The 15838-nt window shown below is 73.2% G+C and carries 17 protein-coding genes; 1 reads left to right on the top strand and 16 read right to left on the bottom strand.

Annotated features, from left to right (window positions below; all coding sequences use genetic code 11):
- The coding region (locus ACZJYS_RS15750) for a GntR family transcriptional regulator (protein WP_493179543.1) at window positions 1-245 on the bottom strand (245 nt) is incomplete at its 3' end.
- A gap of 88 nt (window positions 246-333) precedes the next feature.
- Here ACZJYS_RS15750 and ACZJYS_RS15745 point away from each other — a divergent pair.
- The gene (locus ACZJYS_RS15745; protein WP_493179541.1) at window positions 334-957 is read left to right on the top strand and encodes an FMN-binding negative transcriptional regulator; all 624 of its coding nucleotides are present in this window, start codon (window positions 334-336) and stop codon (window positions 955-957) included.
- On the opposite strand, the gene ACZJYS_RS15740 is transcribed toward ACZJYS_RS15745, so the two are convergent.
- The 15 genes from ACZJYS_RS15740 to phnG form a co-directional block, all read right to left on the bottom strand.
- The gene (locus tag ACZJYS_RS15740; RefSeq protein ID WP_379652178.1) at window positions 954-2843 is read right to left on the bottom strand and encodes an ATP-binding protein; all 1890 of its coding nucleotides are present in this window, start codon (window positions 2841-2843) and stop codon (window positions 954-956) included. The two genes, ACZJYS_RS15745 and ACZJYS_RS15740, sit on opposite strands and share 4 nt — an antisense overlap.
- 194 nt (window positions 2844-3037) lie before the next feature.
- Window positions 3038-4054, bottom strand: coding sequence for an ABC transporter ATP-binding protein (locus ACZJYS_RS15735; protein ID WP_493179539.1), 1017 nt, complete (start codon window positions 4052-4054; stop codon window positions 3038-3040).
- A complete protein-coding gene (locus tag ACZJYS_RS15730) occupies window positions 4051-5049 on the bottom strand; it encodes an ABC transporter ATP-binding protein (protein WP_493179538.1) in 999 nt (332 codons plus the stop codon). Before ACZJYS_RS15730 ends, ACZJYS_RS15735 begins: the two co-directional genes overlap by 4 nt.
- Window positions 5046-5918: an ABC transporter permease gene (locus ACZJYS_RS15725; RefSeq protein WP_493179536.1), complete on the bottom strand. Its 873-nt coding sequence runs from the start codon at window positions 5916-5918 to the stop codon at window positions 5046-5048. Before ACZJYS_RS15725 ends, ACZJYS_RS15730 begins: the two co-directional genes overlap by 4 nt.
- Window positions 5915-6880, bottom strand: coding sequence for an ABC transporter permease (locus tag ACZJYS_RS15720; RefSeq protein WP_493179534.1), 966 nt, complete (start codon window positions 6878-6880; stop codon window positions 5915-5917). The genes ACZJYS_RS15725 and ACZJYS_RS15720 overlap by 4 nt, the downstream gene beginning before the upstream one ends.
- Before the next feature lie 19 nt (window positions 6881-6899).
- Window positions 6900-8492 carry an ABC transporter substrate-binding protein gene (locus ACZJYS_RS15715; protein ID WP_493179532.1) on the bottom strand — a complete coding sequence of 531 codons (1593 nt, stop codon included), beginning with the start codon at window positions 8490-8492 and terminating at the stop codon, window positions 6900-6902.
- Between the two features lie 152 nt (window positions 8493-8644).
- Window positions 8645-9346, bottom strand: coding sequence for a creatininase family protein (locus ACZJYS_RS15710; protein WP_493179530.1), 702 nt, complete (start codon window positions 9344-9346; stop codon window positions 8645-8647).
- 153 nt (window positions 9347-9499) lie between these two features.
- Window positions 9500-10210 carry a DUF1045 domain-containing protein gene (locus ACZJYS_RS15705; RefSeq protein ID WP_493179529.1) on the bottom strand — a complete coding sequence of 237 codons (711 nt, stop codon included), beginning with the start codon at window positions 10208-10210 and terminating at the stop codon, window positions 9500-9502.
- Window positions 10207-11352: an alpha-D-ribose 1-methylphosphonate 5-triphosphate diphosphatase gene (locus tag ACZJYS_RS15700; RefSeq protein WP_379634246.1), complete on the bottom strand. Its 1146-nt coding sequence runs from the start codon at window positions 11350-11352 to the stop codon at window positions 10207-10209. Before ACZJYS_RS15700 ends, ACZJYS_RS15705 begins: the two co-directional genes overlap by 4 nt.
- Window positions 11349-12056 (bottom strand): phosphonate C-P lyase system protein PhnL, encoded by a 708-nt coding sequence (gene phnL / locus ACZJYS_RS15695; protein ID WP_493179527.1) that lies wholly within the window; start codon window positions 12054-12056, stop codon window positions 11349-11351. Before phnL ends, ACZJYS_RS15700 begins: the two co-directional genes overlap by 4 nt.
- Window positions 12053-12826, bottom strand: coding sequence for a phosphonate C-P lyase system protein PhnK (gene phnK / locus ACZJYS_RS15690; protein ID WP_493179525.1), 774 nt, complete (start codon window positions 12824-12826; stop codon window positions 12053-12055). Before phnK ends, phnL begins: the two co-directional genes overlap by 4 nt.
- Complete coding sequence (locus ACZJYS_RS15685; RefSeq protein ID WP_493179523.1) at window positions 12823-13731, bottom strand: alpha-D-ribose 1-methylphosphonate 5-phosphate C-P-lyase PhnJ; 909 nt, start codon at window positions 13729-13731, stop codon at window positions 12823-12825. The genes phnK and ACZJYS_RS15685 overlap by 4 nt, the downstream gene beginning before the upstream one ends.
- Complete coding sequence (locus tag ACZJYS_RS15680; RefSeq protein ID WP_493179521.1) at window positions 13728-14846, bottom strand: carbon-phosphorus lyase complex subunit; 1119 nt, start codon at window positions 14844-14846, stop codon at window positions 13728-13730. Before ACZJYS_RS15680 ends, ACZJYS_RS15685 begins: the two co-directional genes overlap by 4 nt.
- 3 nt (window positions 14847-14849) lie before the next feature.
- Entirely contained in the window at window positions 14850-15446 is a 597-nt protein-coding gene (phnH, locus tag ACZJYS_RS15675; protein WP_493179519.1) for a phosphonate C-P lyase system protein PhnH, read from the bottom strand.
- Window positions 15443-15832, bottom strand: coding sequence for a phosphonate C-P lyase system protein PhnG (gene phnG, locus ACZJYS_RS15670; protein ID WP_493179546.1), 390 nt, complete (start codon window positions 15830-15832; stop codon window positions 15443-15445). Before phnG ends, phnH begins: the two co-directional genes overlap by 4 nt.
- Window positions 15833-15838: the final 6 nt, after the last annotated feature.

Below are 15838 nucleotides of genomic sequence, written 5' to 3'. Positions count from 1 at the left end.
GCGGCGGGCGCGGGCGGCAGCAACCCGGCGGCGACGCGCGGGCGGGCGCCGGGGCGGCTCTCCACATAGCCCTCGGCGGCGAGCTGCTCGTAGGCGGCGGTGGCGGTGGTGCGGGAGACGCCCCATTCCGCCGCCAGGGCGCGGCTGGAGGGCAGCGCCGCGCCCGGGGGCAGCCGGCCCTCGCGGATGCCGGCGACGATGGCGGCCTGGATGCGCCGGCCCGGCCTCTCCGACTCACTGTCCAACTGGACCACCCTTTCTGTCCGGAACTGGCCGTTTCCACTGGACCGGAAGCGCGCCATCCTCAAGCCCCGAGCAAGGAGCCGCGCCACCATGTATGTCCCGCCCGCCTTCCGCCTGGAGGAACTGCCCGAGATCCATGCGGCGATGCGGGCGGCGCGGCTGCCGAGCCTGGTCACCGCCACGGCGGAGGGGCTGATGGCCACGCCGCTGCCGCTGCTGCTGGCGCCGGAGGAAGGGCCCTTCGGCACGCTCTACGGCCATCTCGCCCGCGCCAACCCGCAATGGCGGACGCCGCCGCTGGGCGAGGCCATGGTGCTGTTCGGCGGGCCGGAGGCCTATGTGACGCCGAACTGGTACGCCTCGAAGGCGGAGCACCACAAGGTGGTGCCGACCTGGAACTACGTGGCGGTGCATGCCTATGGCCAGGCCGAGTTCTTCGAGGACCCGGCGCGGCTGCGCGATGTGGTCGCCCGGCTGACGGCGCGGCACGAGGGGGGCCGCGCCACGCCCTGGCAACTGGCCGACGCGCCGGAGGCCTTCGTGCGGGCGCAGCTGCGCGGCATCGTCGGGCTGCGGCTGCCCATCGCCCGGCTGGAGGGCAAGCGCAAGATGAGCCAGAACCGGGACGCCGCCGACCGTGCCGGCGTGGCCGCGGGCCTCGCCGCCAGCCCCGACCCGGCCGACCGCGACGTGGCGCCGCTGATCCCGCGCTAGGGCACGGCCGCCGCGCTGCCGGCGAGCATCGTCCGGACATGGCCGGCGAGTGCCTGCAGGGTGAAGGGCTTGGCCAGCAGCCGCATGCCGGCGCCGAGATGGCCGTGGCTGAGCGCCGTGCTCTCGGCATAGCCGGTGATGAACAGCACCTTGAGGCCGGGGCGCAGGGCGCGCGCCGCCTCCGCCAGCTGGCGGCCGTTCATGCCCCCCGGCAGGCCAACATCGGTGATCAGCAGGTCCAGCGGCGTGGCCGAGCGCAGCAGGCGCAGCGCCGCCGCGCCATCCTCCGCCTCCAGGGTGGTGTGGCCGAGGCCGGACAGCACGTCTGAGACCAGCATGCGGATGGGCGCCTCGTCATCCACCACCAGCACCGTCTCGCCGGAGGTGCCATGCCGCTGCGGAGCGGGCGCCGGGGCGGAGCCGGCCTGCGCGGCGGGCTCGGCCTCCGTCTCCGCCGGGCCGTGGTGGCGGGGCAGGTTGAGCCAGATGGTGGTGCCCTGGCCCGGCTCGGTGAGGATGCGCGCCTGCCCGCCCGACTGCCGGACGAAGCCGTAGACCATGGACAGGCCGAGCCCGGTGCCCACGCCCAGCGGCTTGGTGGTGAAGAACGGATCGAAGGCGCGCGCCGCCACCTCGGGCGACATGCCGGTGCCGGTGTCGCGCACGACGAGCGAGACATACTGGCCCGGCGGCAGGTCCTTGGCCCGCGCCGCCGCCTCGTCCAGGCAGCGGTTGGCGGTCTCGATGGTCAGGCGGCCGCCCTCCGGCATGGCGTCGCGCGCGTTGATGCAGAGGTTGAGCAGCGCGTTCTCGAGCTGGTTGTTGTCCACCAGCGTGGCCCAGAGGCCGGGCGCCGGGATCACCTCCACCGTCACGTCCGGGCCCATGGTGCGGCGGATCAGCTCCTCCATGCCGGCCACCAGCCGGTTGATGTCGGTGGCGCGGGGGGCCAGGGTCTGCCGGCGGGAGAAGGCGAGCAGCCGGTGGGTCAGCGCCGCGGCGCGGTCGGAGGCGGCGCGGGCGGCGCGCAGGTAGCGGTCCAGATCGTCCAGCCGGCCCTGGGCGATGCGGATCTGCAGCAGCTCCAGGCTGCCGGATATGCCGGTGAGCAGGTTGTTGAAGTCATGTGCCAGCCCGCCGGTGAGCTGGCCCACCGCCTCCATCTTCTGGCTCTGCCGCAGCCGCTCCTCGGCCTGCATCAGGGCGCGGCTGCGCTCCAGGATGCGTTCCTCCAGCGTGTCGTTCAGCGCCGCCAGCGCCGCCTGCGCCTTGGCCCGCTCGGCGATCTCGGCGCGGCTGGCGGCGAAGAGGCGGGCATTGTCGATGGCGATGGCGGCCTGCCAGGCGAGGCCGGTGGCCAGCCGCTCCTCCCGCTCGCCGAAGCGGCCCGGCTCGGGGTGGCCGAACAGCAGCGCGCCGACCGATTCGCCGGTGCCCGAGAGCACGGGCAGCGCCATGTAGCTGCGCACCGGCAGGTGGCCGCGCGGCATGCCGCCCAGGCTGCCATAGCGCGGGTCGGCCAGCACGTCGTCCAGGCGGATGACACCCTGCGCCAGGAAGGTGGGGCTGAACAGCGCGGTGGCGCGCGGCAGGCCGAAGCGGGTGAAGGCCTCGGCCGGGGCGCCGGCCAGGGCGGAGAGGCGCCAGCCCTCCTGCGCGGCCTCTGCGCCGAGGGGGGCCAGGACCTTCTCGAAATAGGCGCCGTAGGCGGCGCCGGTGAGCTGGGTGAGCCCTTCGAGAAAGGCCTGGAGCAGGCGGTTCAGGTCGAGCTCCGCCACGAGGCGGCTGCCGAACTGGGTGATCGTCTCATAGGCCTGGAGCTGCTCACGCAGGGCTGCGTTCTCCGCCTCCAGTGCCGCCGCGCGGTTGCCTGAGGCTTCTTCCATCCAGCCCGTCTCCTCCGTCGATAGCCTGCGCCCATGGCGTATGCCTTGAGCATGGCCGCCAGGTGCAAGCGCAACAGATGGAACGGCGGCGCTTGCCCCACAACCATCCCACCCTTCTTAAAGGGGCCGGGAGGGCGGCAGGCAACAGGATGTTTTGATATCCGCCCGGTTTCCGGGCCGCTCCCGCCCCGGCGTCAGGCGGTGGCGGCGGCCTCCGTGCCGCCATGGTGCAGGTGGCAGGCGGCGCTCTGCCCGGGCGCCACCGGCAGCAGCGCCGGCGCCTCCACCCGGCAGCGTGGCCCCGCATGCGGGCAGCGCGGGTGGAAGTGGCAGCCGGGCGGCGGCGCCAGGGGCGAGGGCAGCTCCCCCGCGATGGGGTGGAACACGCCGCGCCCCTGGCCGAGCCTCGGCACGCTGTCGAGCAGGGCGCGGGTGTAGGGGTGGGCGGGGGCGGCGTAGAGAGTGCGCGTCGGCGCCAGCTCGACGATGCGGCCGAGATACATGATGGCCACGCGGTCCGAGACGTGCCGCACCACGCCGAGGTCGTGGCTGATGAACAGGCTGGTCAGCCCCGAGCCGCCCGCCGCGGCCTCGCGCAGGTCCATGAACAGGTTCAGCACCTGCGCCTGGATGGAGACGTCGAGCGAGGCCACCGGCTCGTCCAGCACCAGCAGCGCCGGGTTCAGGGCCAGCGCGCGGGCGATGGCCACGCGCTGCCGCTGCCCGCCGGAGAACTGGTGCGGGTAGCGGTTGCGCAGGGCGGGGTCGAGGCCCACGCGCCGCAGCGTCTCCGCCACCAGCGCATCCGCCCCGGCGCGGGAGACGATGCCGTGCGCCACCGGGCCTTCCGCCACCGTCTCGCCCACCTTCATGCGCGGGTCGAGGCTGGCGAAGGGGTCCTGGTGGATCATCTGCACGCGCGGGCTGCGCTTGTGGCCGCCGGGCATGACCGGCGCGCCCTCGAACAGCACGGCGCCCTCGCTCGGCGTGTAGATGCCGGCCACCATCCGCCCGAGGGTGGACTTGCCGCAGCCGCTCTCGCCCACCAGCCCCACCACCTCGCCCCGCGCCACGGTGAGCGAGACATCGGTGACGGCCTGCACGGCGCGCGGCGGGCGCGGGCGGCCGAGCCAGGCCGCCAGCCGGTCGCCCAGCGGCACGGGCTGGCGGAAGCGCTTGCTGGCCCGCTCGATGCGCAGCAGCTCGCTCATGCGGCGGCCTCCACGGGGTGATGGCAGAGGGCGGTGTGGCCGGCGCCGAAATCCCGCTCCGGCGGCGGGGTGGCGCAGACCTCCGTGGCGCGCGGGCAGCGGGTGCGGAAGGGGCAGCCGGAATCGGGGGCGCCATCGGCGCCGCGCGGCGGCAGGCCGGCGGCGAGCTGCGGCAGCCGCGCCCCCGGCGCGTGCCCGGAGGGGACGGACCCCACCAGCGCCACCGTGTAGGGGTGGCGCGGCGCGGCGATGACGGCATCCGCCGGGCCGCGCTCCACCACGCGCCCCGCGTACATGACGCAGAGCGCATCGGCCAGCGAGGAGACGACCGCGAGGTCGTGGGTGATCCAGAGGAAGGCGGTGCCGATCTCGTCGGCCAGGCGCCGCACCTCGGCCAGGATCTGCCCCTGGATGGAGACGTCGAGCGCCGTGGTCGGCTCGTCGGCGATGATGGCCTTGGGCCGGTGCAGCAGCGCGGTGGCGATGGCCACGCGCTGCCGCATGCCGCCCGAGAGCTGGTGCGGGTAGGCGTCGAGCCGCGCGCGCGGGCTCGGGATGCCCACGGTGGTCAGCGCCTGCTCCGCCCGGTCCCAGGCGGCGGCGCGGCTGACGCGGTCATGCGCGCGCACGGCGGCGGCCATCTGGGTGCCGATGCGCAGCACCGGGTTCAGCGTCATCAGCGGGTCCTGGAACACCATCGCCACCTCGGCGCCGCGGATGCGCCGCATCGCCGCGCCGTCGAGGCCGCTGATCCGCCGGCCGGCCAGCAGCACCTCGCCGGCGACCACCTTCCCCGGCGGCTCCACCAGCCCGAGGATGGAGAAGCCGGTGACCGACTTGCCCGAGCCGCTCTCGCCCACCAGCCCCAGGATCTCGCCACGGCGGATCCGGAAGGAAACGCCATCGACCGCGCGGACGAGGCCCTGGCGGCCGGGGAACTGGGTGCGCAGGCCGCGCACCTCCAAAGCGGGGGGGGCTTCCTTCACGGTGCTCATCGGCGGTGCTTCGGGTTGAGCACCTGGCGGAGCTGGTCGCCCACCAGGTTGATGGCCAGCACCGTCACCATCAGCGTGATGCCGGGATAGACCGAGATCCAGTAGCGGCCCGAGAGCAGGAACTGGAAGCCGTTGGAGATCAGCAGGCCGAGCGAGGGCCGCGTGATCGGCAGGCCGAGGCCGAGGAAGGAGAGCGTCGCCTCCAGCGAGATGGCGGTGGCGATCTGCACCGTCACCACCACGATCAGCGGCGGCAGGGTGTTGGGCAGCAGGTGGCGCAGCAGCACGCGGCGCCCGGAGAGCGGCGTGGAGAGCGCCGCCTCGATATAGTCCTTGCGCCGCTCGGCGCTGGCCGCGCCATAGGCGGTGCGGGCGAAATAGGCGTATTGCGCGGCCACCAGCGCCGCCATCAGCTGCGGCACGCCCTGGCCCAGCATGGCCACCAGCACCAGCGCCAGCAGGATGGCCGGCAGCGAGAGCTGGAGATCGACCACGCGCATCGCCAGCGCGCCGAACCAGCCGCCGTAATAGGCCGCCGAGAGGCCGATGGCGGTTCCCAGCACCAGCGCCACCGTGCCCGCCGTGACCGAGATCATCAGGCTGAGGCGCAGCCCGTAGAGGATGGCCGAGAGCAGGTCGCGCCCTGCATTGTCGGTGCCGAGCCAGTGGACATAGCCGCCCGAGCCCACCTCGCCGGGGGGCAGGCGGGCGTCGAACAGGTCGAGCCCCGCCTGGTCGTAGGGGTCCTGCGGCGCGATCCAGGGGGCGAGGAGGGCGAGCGCCACGATGGCCAGCACCACCAGCAGCGCGGCGACGGCGACGGGGCTGCGCCGGTATTCGCGCCAGCCCTCGGCGATGGCGCCGCTCACGCGCCGCTCTTCAGCCGCACGCGCGGGTCCAGGAAGCCATAGGTCAGTTCCACCACGAGGTTGATCACCACGAAGAGCAGCACGACGAGGATGAGGTAGGCGACCATCACCGGCCGGTCGAGCGCGGTGATGCTCTCGATGATCAGCTTGCCCATGCCGGGCCAGTTGAACACCGTCTCGGTCACCACCGCGAAGGCGAGGGTGGAGCCGAACTCCAGCCCGAACACCGTGACGATGGGGATGCCGATGTTCTTCAGCACATGCAGCCCCACCACCTGCCATTCCGGCAGGCCCTGCGCGCGGGCGAAGCGGACATGCTCGCTGGCCATCACCTCCTCCGTGCCGGCGCGCACCAGGCGGATCAGCAGGCCGAGCTTGAACAGCGACAGGTTGAGCGCCGGCAGCAGCAGGTAGGTCCAGCCATCGGCGCTGAAGAGGCTGAGGCCGAGCGGCCCCGCCGGACCGCGCCCGCCCGAGGGCAGCCAGCGGAACTCCACCGAGAAGGCCAGGATCAGCAGCAGCCCCACCCAGAAGGTGGGCACCGAGAAGCCGAACACGGAGGCCGCCATGATGACCTTGCTGGAGCGCGCCTCCGGCCGGTAGCCCGCCCAGATGCCGAGCGGCACGCCGAGCAGGGTGGCGATCAGCATGGCGGTGACGGCCAGTTCCAGCGTCGCCGGCAGGCGGGAGAGGATCAGCGACATCACCGGGATACGGAAGACGAAGCTGTTGCCGAAATCGCCGCTCAGCACATTGCCGAGGAAATGCCCGTATTGCTGCCACAGCGGCAGATCCAGCCCGTACTGCCGGATCAGCGCCGCCCGCATGTCGGGCGAGGCGGCGGGGTCGATCAGCACGTCGATCGGGTTCCCGATGGCATAGACGCCCAGGAACACCAGCACCGACATCACCAGCATCACCAGCGCGGCCTGCGCCAGACGCCCGAGGAGAAAGCCCAGCATGGCCGCGCGGTTCTCTGCCTCAGCCGGCCTTGGGGGTGATGCGGTGGGCCAGCGTCTCCTGGTCCACCCGGGTGGTGAAGCTGAACTTGCCCTTGCCCATCGCCCACACGGTCTGCGGCATGACGATCGGCAGCATCGGCCGGTCCTTCATGCTGATCTCGGTGGCGCGCTCGAACAGGGCGCGGCGCTTGGCGTCATCCAGCTCGGCGCTGCCCTGCTCCAGCAGCCTGTCCACCTCGGGGTTGGAATAGTTCGAGCGGTTGAAGCCGCCGAAGCCCTTCTGCGCATCCGGCTTGTGCAGCAGCGCGCCGTAGGTGTAGGCGGCCTCGCCGGTCAGCGTGCCCCAGCCGGACATCTGCAGGCTGTACTCGCCGCGGGTGCTGGCGGGGAAGAACACCGTGCCGGTGAGCGCGTTCGGCGCCACCTTCAGCCCCAGGCGCGACCATTGCTGCGCCAGCGCCTCGCACAGCGCGCTGTCGCCGGGCAGGCGGTTGCTGGTGGAGAACAGCTCCACCTCGAAGCCCTTCGGGTAGCCGGCCTCGGCCAGCAGGGCCTTGGCGCGGGCGAGGTCCGGGCGGCGCTCGGGCAGGTTCTTGCTGGAGCCGAAGAAATTGTCCGGCATCAGCTGGCTCATCGGCTTGGCCAGCCCCTCGAACACCACGCGGGCCAGCGCCCGGCGGTCGATGGCGAGGTCCATCGCCTCGCGCACGCGCGGGTCGAGGAAGGGGTTCTTCTCGATCTCGCGGCCATCCACCTTCACCGGCTTCGGCAGCTTCTCGGCAAGGTTGAAGTAGACGTTGAAGACATAGACGCTGTCGCCCACCACCACGTCCATGGTGCTGTCGCGCTGCAGCGCCGCCACGTCGGTGGCGGGGATGTAGTTGGCGATGTCGACCTGCCCGCTCTTCAGCGCCGCGATGCGCGCCGCGTCGTTCGGGATCTCGCGGCGGATGACGCGCGCCCAGGGCTGCGCGCCACCCCACCAGCCCTCGTTGCGCTCCAGTACCAGGTCGCCGCGCGGCTCCCACTTGACGAAGCGGAACGGGCCGGTGCCGATGGCGGCCTGGCCGGAATTGAACTGCTCGTTGCGCGGCTCCATGCCGATCTTGTGGCTGACGATCATCAGCCGGCTGAAATCGTTGGGCAGGGAGGGGGCGGGGCCGTTGGTCTTCACCCGCACGGTGAGGCGGTCCACCACCTCGGCGCCGGTGGCGCGCTTGGTGTAGAGCGTCATGCTCATCGGGCCGGTCACCACCGGGATGCGCTCGAGCGAGAACTTCACGTCCTCGGCCGTGAAGTCCGAGCCGTCGTGGAACTTCACGCCGTCGCGCAGCTTGAACTCCCAGGTGGTGTCGTCCACCGCCTTCCAGGAGAGGGCGAGGCCGGGCTGCAGGCCGAGATTCTCATCCTGGCCCACCAGGCTGTCGAAGATGTGGCGCAGCGCCTCGATATGGCCGCCGAGGGTGGACCAGTGGGGGTCGATGCTCTCCGGCCCGGTGCGCACGCCCACCGTCAGGGTGCGAGAGGCGGCGCCCTGGGCGAGCGCCGGCACGGGCAGGCCGGGAAGCAGCGCGGCCGCCACGCCGGCCGACAGGAATTGACGACGTTGCATGACCACACCTCGGTTGCTGGGCGGCGCGGGCTGGGTTTCGCCATGCGGCCGCGATTGTTGCGGGGAAGCGTAGGATCGGAGCGACAAGGGCGTCAATCGGGGCGTGAATCAGAGGGCCGGTTGGCGCGTCACGCGGTCGCCGCGCGGGTGCCTCACGCCCAGCCTTCCGCCAGGATCTCGCGCGTCTCGGCCACCGCCACCGCCCAGATGTCGAGCATCTCGGCATCGTCGCGCTGGTAGAGGCCACCGAAATTGCCGTCGCCCAGCAGGCGGCGCGCCGCGGCGGGGGGCAGGGCGCGCAGGCGCTCGGTGTCGGCCACCGGCTTGGCGCCGTCCGGCGCGGCCAGGTTGGGCAGCCGCGTCCAGGGGAAGTTCTCCATCCAGGAGGCGTGGGTGCCGACCGGATCGTAATGCCGGACGCGGGCGATGGTGCGCGGCGCGTTCCACCAGTTGTGGAAGCGGATCCGGCAGTCCGGGTGGTCGGCCATGAATTCCAGCGCCGCGGCGCGCGCCGGGTCGTTGCCGCCATGGCCGTTGACGACGAGGATGCGGCGGAAGCCGGTGCGGTGGAGGCTCTCCAGCACGTCCCGCACCACGCGCAGATGCGTCTCGGCGCGCAGCGTGACGGTGCCGGGATAGGCCAGGAAGCCGGGCGTGATGCCATAGGGCAGCACGGGGAAGACCGGTACGCCGAGCGGCTCCGCCGCCTCCTCCGCCACGCGCCCGGCCAGGATGCTGTCCACGGCGAGGCTGAGCTGGGCGTGCTGCTCGGTGGAGCCGAGGGGGAGCACGGCGCGGTCGTCCCGCCGCAGCCATTCCTCCACCTGCATCCAGTTCATCGCGTCGATGCGCATGGCGCCCACCCCTCCGGAGGGCGCCACGCTAGACCCCGCCGGCCACCGCTGCGAAGGCCTCTCGGCCCGGCTTTCTGGCCCCGCGCGGCATGGCCTTGCCCAAAGCCTGGGCAAGGCGTGGCGGCGCCGCCCAGGCGGTGGACAGCCGGCGGCTCAGCCCAGCAGCGGCAATCGCTCTGCGATCAGGAAGGGCGAATCCGGCCCGGCCTGGGTGAACAGGCAGAGCTGCCGCACGTAGCGGGGCCGGCCGGCCACGGCGCCGAGCGCCGCCTCGGCCGCGGGCCGCACCACCGCCATCTCCGCCGCGCTCAGGCGGCGGGAGAGGGTGAGATGGAAGCGCCAGGATTCGAACACATGCGGGTAGCCCCACTCCGCCAGGTAGCCGCGTTCGCGCTCCGGCAGCCGCACCGGGCGGCGGCGGGCGATCTCGGCGGCGGTGGCGGGGGCACGGTGCGGCTCCAGCGCGCGCACGCAGTCATCGGCGAAGGCGTGCAGCTCCGGGCAGCGCGTCACCTCGCGCAGCGCCAGGAAACCGTCGAGGTCGGCCACCCGCAGCGGCGGCAGGGCGAAGGGGCGGGTGCGCGCGGCGAGGTCCATCGCCGCCGCCCGCGCCTCGGCATAGGTGGTGCCAAGGCGGAAGGGCGGCTTCAGCGTGGCGTGGAAGCCGTAGCGCCGCGCATCGGCGGTGATCTCGCCGATCTCCACCCCCGGCAGCGGCGCCTGGGGCAGGGTGGCGCCCGTCTCGGCGTCCCGCCCCAGCCAGGCGGAGGCCGCCGCGTGCAGCGGGTCCTCCAGCTCCGGCGCCCAGTAGAGGGCGAGGCGCGTGCTGGCGGGGTCGTTGCCGATGGCGGGATCGGGGTTCACGCGATGCGCTCCCCGGCGCGCCACACGGTGCGCACCACGGGCATCGGGCCATTCGGGCCCTCCAGCGGGCGGATGCGGACGAGGTCGGCGCGCAGCCCCTCGGCGATGCGGCCACGGTCGGCCATGCGCAGCATCCGCGCCGGCGCCTCGGTGATGGTGGCGATGGCGGCGGCGAGGCCGATCTCGCCCGCCGCGCGCCAGGCGGCCTCGATCATGGCCGGCGGCACGTAGTCGCTGGCCAGCACGTCCACCAGCCCGGCGCGGACGAGGTCGGCGGCGGCGACGTTGCCCGAGTGGCTGCCGCCGCGCACGATGTTGGGCGCGCCGGCGATGATCTCCATCCCCGCCGCCCGCGCCGCCTCGGCCGCCATCATCGAGACGGGGAACTCGGAGATCAGCACGCCGTCGGCGGCGTTCTCGGCGATCTCGTCGGCGTGCCAGTCGTCATGGCTGGCCAGGGCGATGTCCCGCCCGCCGAAGCGGTCCAGCAGCGCCCGGCGCTGCGGGCCGCGCAGCCGGTTGCGCTGCGCCACCAGCTCCTCGATCCGCCGGTCCACCTCGGCGATGGACTTGCCGCCGCGCACCCGCATCTGCCGGTAGCGCTCGATATCGGCGTACTGGCCGACGCCGGGGGTGTGGTCCATCAGGCTGACCATGCGCACCGCGCCGTGCTCGGCCACCGTCTCGACCAGCGGCAGCATGTCGGCCGCCGGCAGCTCGCAGCGGAGATGCAGGTAGTGCTCGCTCTTGAGCAGGCCGGTCGGCGCCAGCGCGTCGAGGTCGCGCACGCCGTTGAGGAAGGTCTCGGTGCGCTCGGCGTCGAAGCCGAGGTCGCCGAGGCAGAGCGCGTCCAGCACGGTGGTGACGCCGGCCGCCGCCGTCTGCGAATCATGCGACAGGAAGGCGGAGCGGGAGGGCCAGCGCGCCAGGCTGCGCGGCTGCACCTGGCGCTCCAGATTGTCGGTGTGGACGTCGATGACGCCGGGGATCAGGTGGTCCCCGTCGAGGTCCAGCGCGCCGGGGGCGCGGCTCAGGCCCGGCTGGATCTCGGCGATCCGCCCGTCGCGCAGCACCAGCGTGCCGGGCTCCACCCGGTCCGGCAGCACGAGCAGGGCGTTGGTCAGGATGGTCTCGGGGGTCATGCGGCGTCCTGGATGGGCAACACTTCGAAGAGACGGTCGGCGACCTGGTCGCGCACCTCCACATCGTGGAAGATGCCGATCAGCGCCGCCCCGGCCTGTTTGGCCTCGCCGATCAGGCCGATCACCACCGCCCGGTTGGCGGCGTCGAGGCTCGCGGTCGGCTCGTCGAGCAGGAGGAGGGGGTAGCCGGGGGCGAAGCCGCGGGCAAGGTTCACCCGCTGCTGCTCGCCGCCCGAGAAGGTGGCGGGGGGCAGGTGGTGCAGCCGCTCCGGCAGGTTCAGCCGCAGCAGCAGCTCCCGCGCCCGGGCACGCGCCGCATCGGGCGCCGCGCCGCGGGCGATCAGCGGCTCGGCCACGATGTCGAGCGCGCCGACGCGCGGGATGACGCGCAGGAACTGCGAGACATAGCCCAGCGTGTGGCGCCGGATCTCCCGCGTGGCGCGGGCATCGGCGGCGGTCAGTTCCACCGGCGCGCCCCCGTGGCGGAGCCAGATGCGGCCCTGCTCGGCGCCGTAATTGCCGTAGAGGCAGCGCATCAGGGTGGACTTGCCGGCGCCCGAGGGGCCGGAGAGCGCCACGCACTCCCCGGGCTTCACCGCGAGGTCCACATCCGCCAGCACCGGGATGCGCAGGCCCCCCTGGAGATGCAGCCGGAAGCTCTTGCCCAGGCCCTCCGTCCAGAGGGCGCTTTCAGAATTGCTCATGCGGCCAGCACCGAGGCGACGAGGAGTTGCGTGTAGGGGTGCTGCGGGTCGTCCAGCACCCGGTCGGTCAGGCCGTGCTCCACCACCTGGCCGCGCCGCATGACGAGGATACGGTGGGCGAGCAGGCGGGCGGCGGCGATGTCGTGCGTCACCAGCAGCACGGCGATGCCGAGATCGGCCACCAGGGCGCGGATCAGGTCCAGCAGCCGGGCCTGGACGGAGACATCCAGACCGCCCGTGGGCTCGTCCATGAAGACGAGGCGCGGGCGGGTGACGAGCGTGCGGGCGATCTGCAAGCGCTGCTGCATGCCGCCCGAGAAGGTGCGGGGCAGGTGGTCGATGCGCGCGGGGTCGATCTCCACCCGCTTCAGCCACTCGGTGGCCTCCTCGCGGATGCCGCCATAGTGGCGGGCGCCGATGGCCATCAGCCGCTCGCCGACATTGCCGCCGGCCGAGACGCCCATGCGCAAGCCATCCCGCGCGTTCTGATGAACAAAACCCCAGTCGGTGCGCATCAGCCGGCGCAGCGCGGCCTCGCCCATGCCGTGCACCGGGTGGGCGGTGCCGGCGGGGTCGCGGTAGAGCACGGTGCCCGCATCGGGGCGCATCTGACCGGCCAGCACCCGCAGCAGCGAGGACTTGCCCGAGCCGCTCTCGCCGACGATGGCCACCACCTCGCCGGGGTGGATGTCGATGGCCACGTCGTCCAGCGCCCGCACGGCGCCGAAGGCGAGGTTCAGGCCCTTCGCTTCCAGCAGGGGGGCGTTCATGCCACGCCCTCCGTCTCGGGCGCCGGGGTCGTGGAGGCCGGGGCGGCGGTGGCGGCCGCCTCCTGGCGTTCCTCGCAATAGTCGGTGTCGGAGCAGACGAACATGCGGCCGCCCTGGTCGTCGGTCAGCACCTCGTCGAGGTAGGAGGTGGTGGAGCCGCAGAGGGCGCAGCACCCGTCGGCGCGGTGCGGCCGGAAGGGGTGGTCCTCGAAATCCAGGCTGCGAACCTCGGTGTAGGGGGGCACGGCGTAGATCTTCTTCTCCCGCCCGGCGCCGAAGAGCTGGAGGGCGGGCATGCGGTGCATCTTCGGGTTGTCGAAGGCCGGGATCGGCGAGGGGGACATCAGGTAGCGCCCGCCCACCATCACCGGGTAGCTGTAGGCGGTGCTGACATGGCCGTGGCGCGCGATGTCCTCGTAGAGCTTCACATGCATCAGCCCGTAATCGGCGAGCGCGTGCATCCGGCGCGTCTCGGCGAGGCGCGGCTCCAGGCGGAACAGCGGCTCCGGCATCGGCACCTGGTAGACCAGCACCTGCGCCTCGGTCAGCGGCGTCTCGGGGATGCGGTGGCGGGTCTGGATGATGGTGGCCTCTGGCGTGCGGGTGGTGCCGCGCACCCCCGCCACGCGGCTGAAGAAGCGGCGGATGGAGACGGCGTTGGTGGTGTCGTCCGCCCCCTGGTCGATCACCTTCAGCACGTCGCGGGGTCCGAGGATGGCGGCCGTCACCTGGATGCCGCCAGTGCCCCAGCCATAGGGCAGCGGCATCTCCCGCGCGCCGAAGGGCACCTGGTGGCCGGGGATCGCCACGGCCTTGAGCAGCGCGCGGCGGATCATCCGCTTCGTGTTCTCGTCCAGATAGGCGAAGTTGTAGCCGCCAAACTGGGAACCGGGTTCGTGGCTCATTCCGCCACCTCCTCCTCGCGCGCCGGCTCTGCGGTGGCTCGCAGCGCGGCCTCGGCGGTGGCGCGCATCCGGCGCACCACCTCCAGCTCGCTCTGGAAGTCCACGTAGTGCGGCAGCTTCAGGTGCTCGACGAAGCCGGTGGCCTCGACATTGTCGGAATGCAGCAGGACGAACTCCTCGTCCTGCGCGGGGGCGGTGCGCTCCTCGCCCAGCTCGCCGGCCATCAGGGCGCGGTCCACCAGCGCCATGGCCATCGCCTTGCGCTCGCCCCGGCCCAGGGTGAGGCCATAGCCGCGCGTGAACTGCGGCGGCTCGGCCTTCGAGCCGTGGAACTGGTTGACCATCTGGCACTCGGTGACGTCGATCTCGCCGATCTCGATCTCGAAGCCCAGCTCCGGTGGCATCAGGCACACCGTCACGCTCCCCTGGCGGATCTCGCCGACGAAGGGGTGGCTGTTGCCGTAGCCGCGCTGGGTGGAGTAGCCGAGGCCGAGCAGGAAGCCTTCGTCGCCGCGCGCCAGGTTCTGCAGCCGGGCGGCGCGGCTGGCGGGGAAGGCCAGCGGCGCGCGGGTCAGGTCGGCCGGCTCGCCCCGGGCCTCCGCCTCGCGCGCCATCAGCCCCTCGCGCGCCAGCAGCTCCGTCACATGCGGGGCGTGCTCCTGCGGCGCCTCGGCCTGCGGCGCGGGCGGCGGCGGCGGCGCGCCCTCGGCGGCGAGGGCGAAGTCGAGCAGGCGGTGGGTGTAGTCGTAGGTCGGCCCCAGCACCTGCCCGCCGGGCAGGTCCTTGTAGGTGGCCGAGACGCGGCGGCGGATGCGCATGGCCCCCGTCTCCAGCGGCAGCGCGTGGCCGAAGCGCGGCAGGGTGGTGCGGTAGGCGCGCAGCAGGAAGGCCGCCTCGATCAGGTCGCCCTGGGCCTGCTTGATGGCGAGTGCCGCGAGGCCGCGGTCGTGGCAGGCGCCCTCGGCCATCACCCGGTCCACGGCGAGGCCCATCTGCGCCTCGATCTGCGCGACGGAGAGGGCGGGCACGGACGGGTCGCCCCGCCGCGTCTCCTCCAGCCAGGCATGGGCGTTGCCGATCGCCCGCTCGCCCCCCTTGACGGCGACATAGGCCATGGCTCAGCCCTCCATGACGGTGGTGGTGCGCGGCAGCGCGGTGACGATCGTTGTGCGCGGCAGCGCCGCGATCCGCGTGCCGGCGCAGAGGATGACATCCACCCCGCGCGGGTAGAGCGGCGCCAGCGCGGCGCGGGCGGCGAGGAAGCCCTCGGGCAGCCCCTCCACATGCAGGCCGTGCTCATGCTCGATGCCGGGGCCGCTCAGGCGCAGCGCGCCGCCCTCGGCCAGGGACGCCACCTGCAGCACCAGCGTGGCGCCCTCCTGCGGCGCCTCGTCCGAGCCCAGGTCGATCTCCTCCAGCGCCGGCGGCGTGCCGGTGGCGAGCAGGAAGGCGGCGGTGGCGGGGGCCGCCACCAGCGGGCAGCCGGCATGGAAGCGCAGCCATTCGGCGGCGGCCGCGCCGGCATCGGAGAAGACCGGCGTCTCGGCATCGGCCAGCGTCAGCAGCACGGCGGCGGTGGCGGGGTGCAGCGGCGCGGGCGGCGTGAGGCCGGCGGAAATCTCCTGCACGCGGCCGGGGCGGCTCGTCGCCTCCAGCACGGCGCGGAAGACGGATTGCCCGTCCAGCACGGGGTCGGTGAAGCCGGGCTGCATCATCGCATCGTCGCCATGGTGAAGAACTGCACGCGGGTGGCGGCGGCCTTGCGGGACTCGGCCGCGGCGGCCCCGGCCTGGGCCTCGGCCAGCGGCTCGATCACCGCCGCCATCAGCGCCGGGCGCTGCGCCGGGTCCTGCAAGGCGGCGTCCAGCAGCGCGGCCAGCTCGGCCTGGGCCTTGTCCCGCCCGGCCACATAGGCGTGGCCCACGGTGCCATCCGCCAGCCGCACGGCGCAGCGGGTGACCGTCATCTCGGAGAGGTTGAACGGGCCGCCATCGCCGCCCGCCCGCCCGCGCAGCATGACGAGGCCGGTCTCCGGGCCACGCAGGCGGGTGTGCGGCGGCAGGGGCGGCGCGCCGGCGAGGCGGGCTTCCAGCGCGGCCAGGCCGGT

Source organism: Roseomonas sp. TS2, assembly GCF_058833935.1.
The sequence above is the reverse complement of the archived record's forward strand: the minus strand, read 5'-3'. Positions and strand labels throughout refer to the sequence as shown.

Excerpts from the sequence above, each read along its gene's own strand:
- phnK (WP_493179525.1), bottom strand. The coding sequence starts at position 12,826 with ATGAACGCCCCCCTGCTGGAAGCGAAGGGCCTGAACCTCGCCTTCGGC.
- ACZJYS_RS15740 (WP_379652178.1), bottom strand. The coding sequence starts at position 2,843 with ATGGAAGAAGCCTCAGGCAACCGCGCGGCGGCACTGGAGGCGGAGAAC.
- ACZJYS_RS15745 (WP_493179541.1), top strand. The coding sequence starts at position 334 with ATGTATGTCCCGCCCGCCTTCCGCCTGGAGGAACTGCCCGAGATCCAT.
- ACZJYS_RS15680 (WP_493179521.1), bottom strand. The coding sequence starts at position 14,846 with ATGGCCTATGTCGCCGTCAAGGGGGGCGAGCGGGCGATCGGCAACGCC.
- ACZJYS_RS15730 (WP_493179538.1), bottom strand. The coding sequence starts at position 5,049 with ATGAGCACCGTGAAGGAAGCCCCCCCCGCTTTGGAGGTGCGCGGCCTG.
- ACZJYS_RS15720 (WP_493179534.1), bottom strand. The coding sequence starts at position 6,880 with ATGCTGGGCTTTCTCCTCGGGCGTCTGGCGCAGGCCGCGCTGGTGATG.
- ACZJYS_RS15710 (WP_493179530.1), bottom strand. The coding sequence starts at position 9,346 with ATGCGCATCGACGCGATGAACTGGATGCAGGTGGAGGAATGGCTGCGG.
- ACZJYS_RS15735 (WP_493179539.1), bottom strand. The coding sequence starts at position 4,054 with ATGAGCGAGCTGCTGCGCATCGAGCGGGCCAGCAAGCGCTTCCGCCAG.
- phnL (WP_493179527.1), bottom strand. The coding sequence starts at position 12,056 with ATGAGCAATTCTGAAAGCGCCCTCTGGACGGAGGGCCTGGGCAAGAGC.
- ACZJYS_RS15685 (WP_493179523.1), bottom strand. The coding sequence starts at position 13,731 with ATGAGCCACGAACCCGGTTCCCAGTTTGGCGGCTACAACTTCGCCTAT.
- phnH (WP_493179519.1), bottom strand. The coding sequence starts at position 15,446 with ATGATGCAGCCCGGCTTCACCGACCCCGTGCTGGACGGGCAATCCGTC.
- ACZJYS_RS15700 (WP_379634246.1), bottom strand. The coding sequence starts at position 11,352 with ATGACCCCCGAGACCATCCTGACCAACGCCCTGCTCGTGCTGCCGGAC.
- ACZJYS_RS15715 (WP_493179532.1), bottom strand. The coding sequence starts at position 8,492 with ATGCAACGTCGTCAATTCCTGTCGGCCGGCGTGGCGGCCGCGCTGCTT.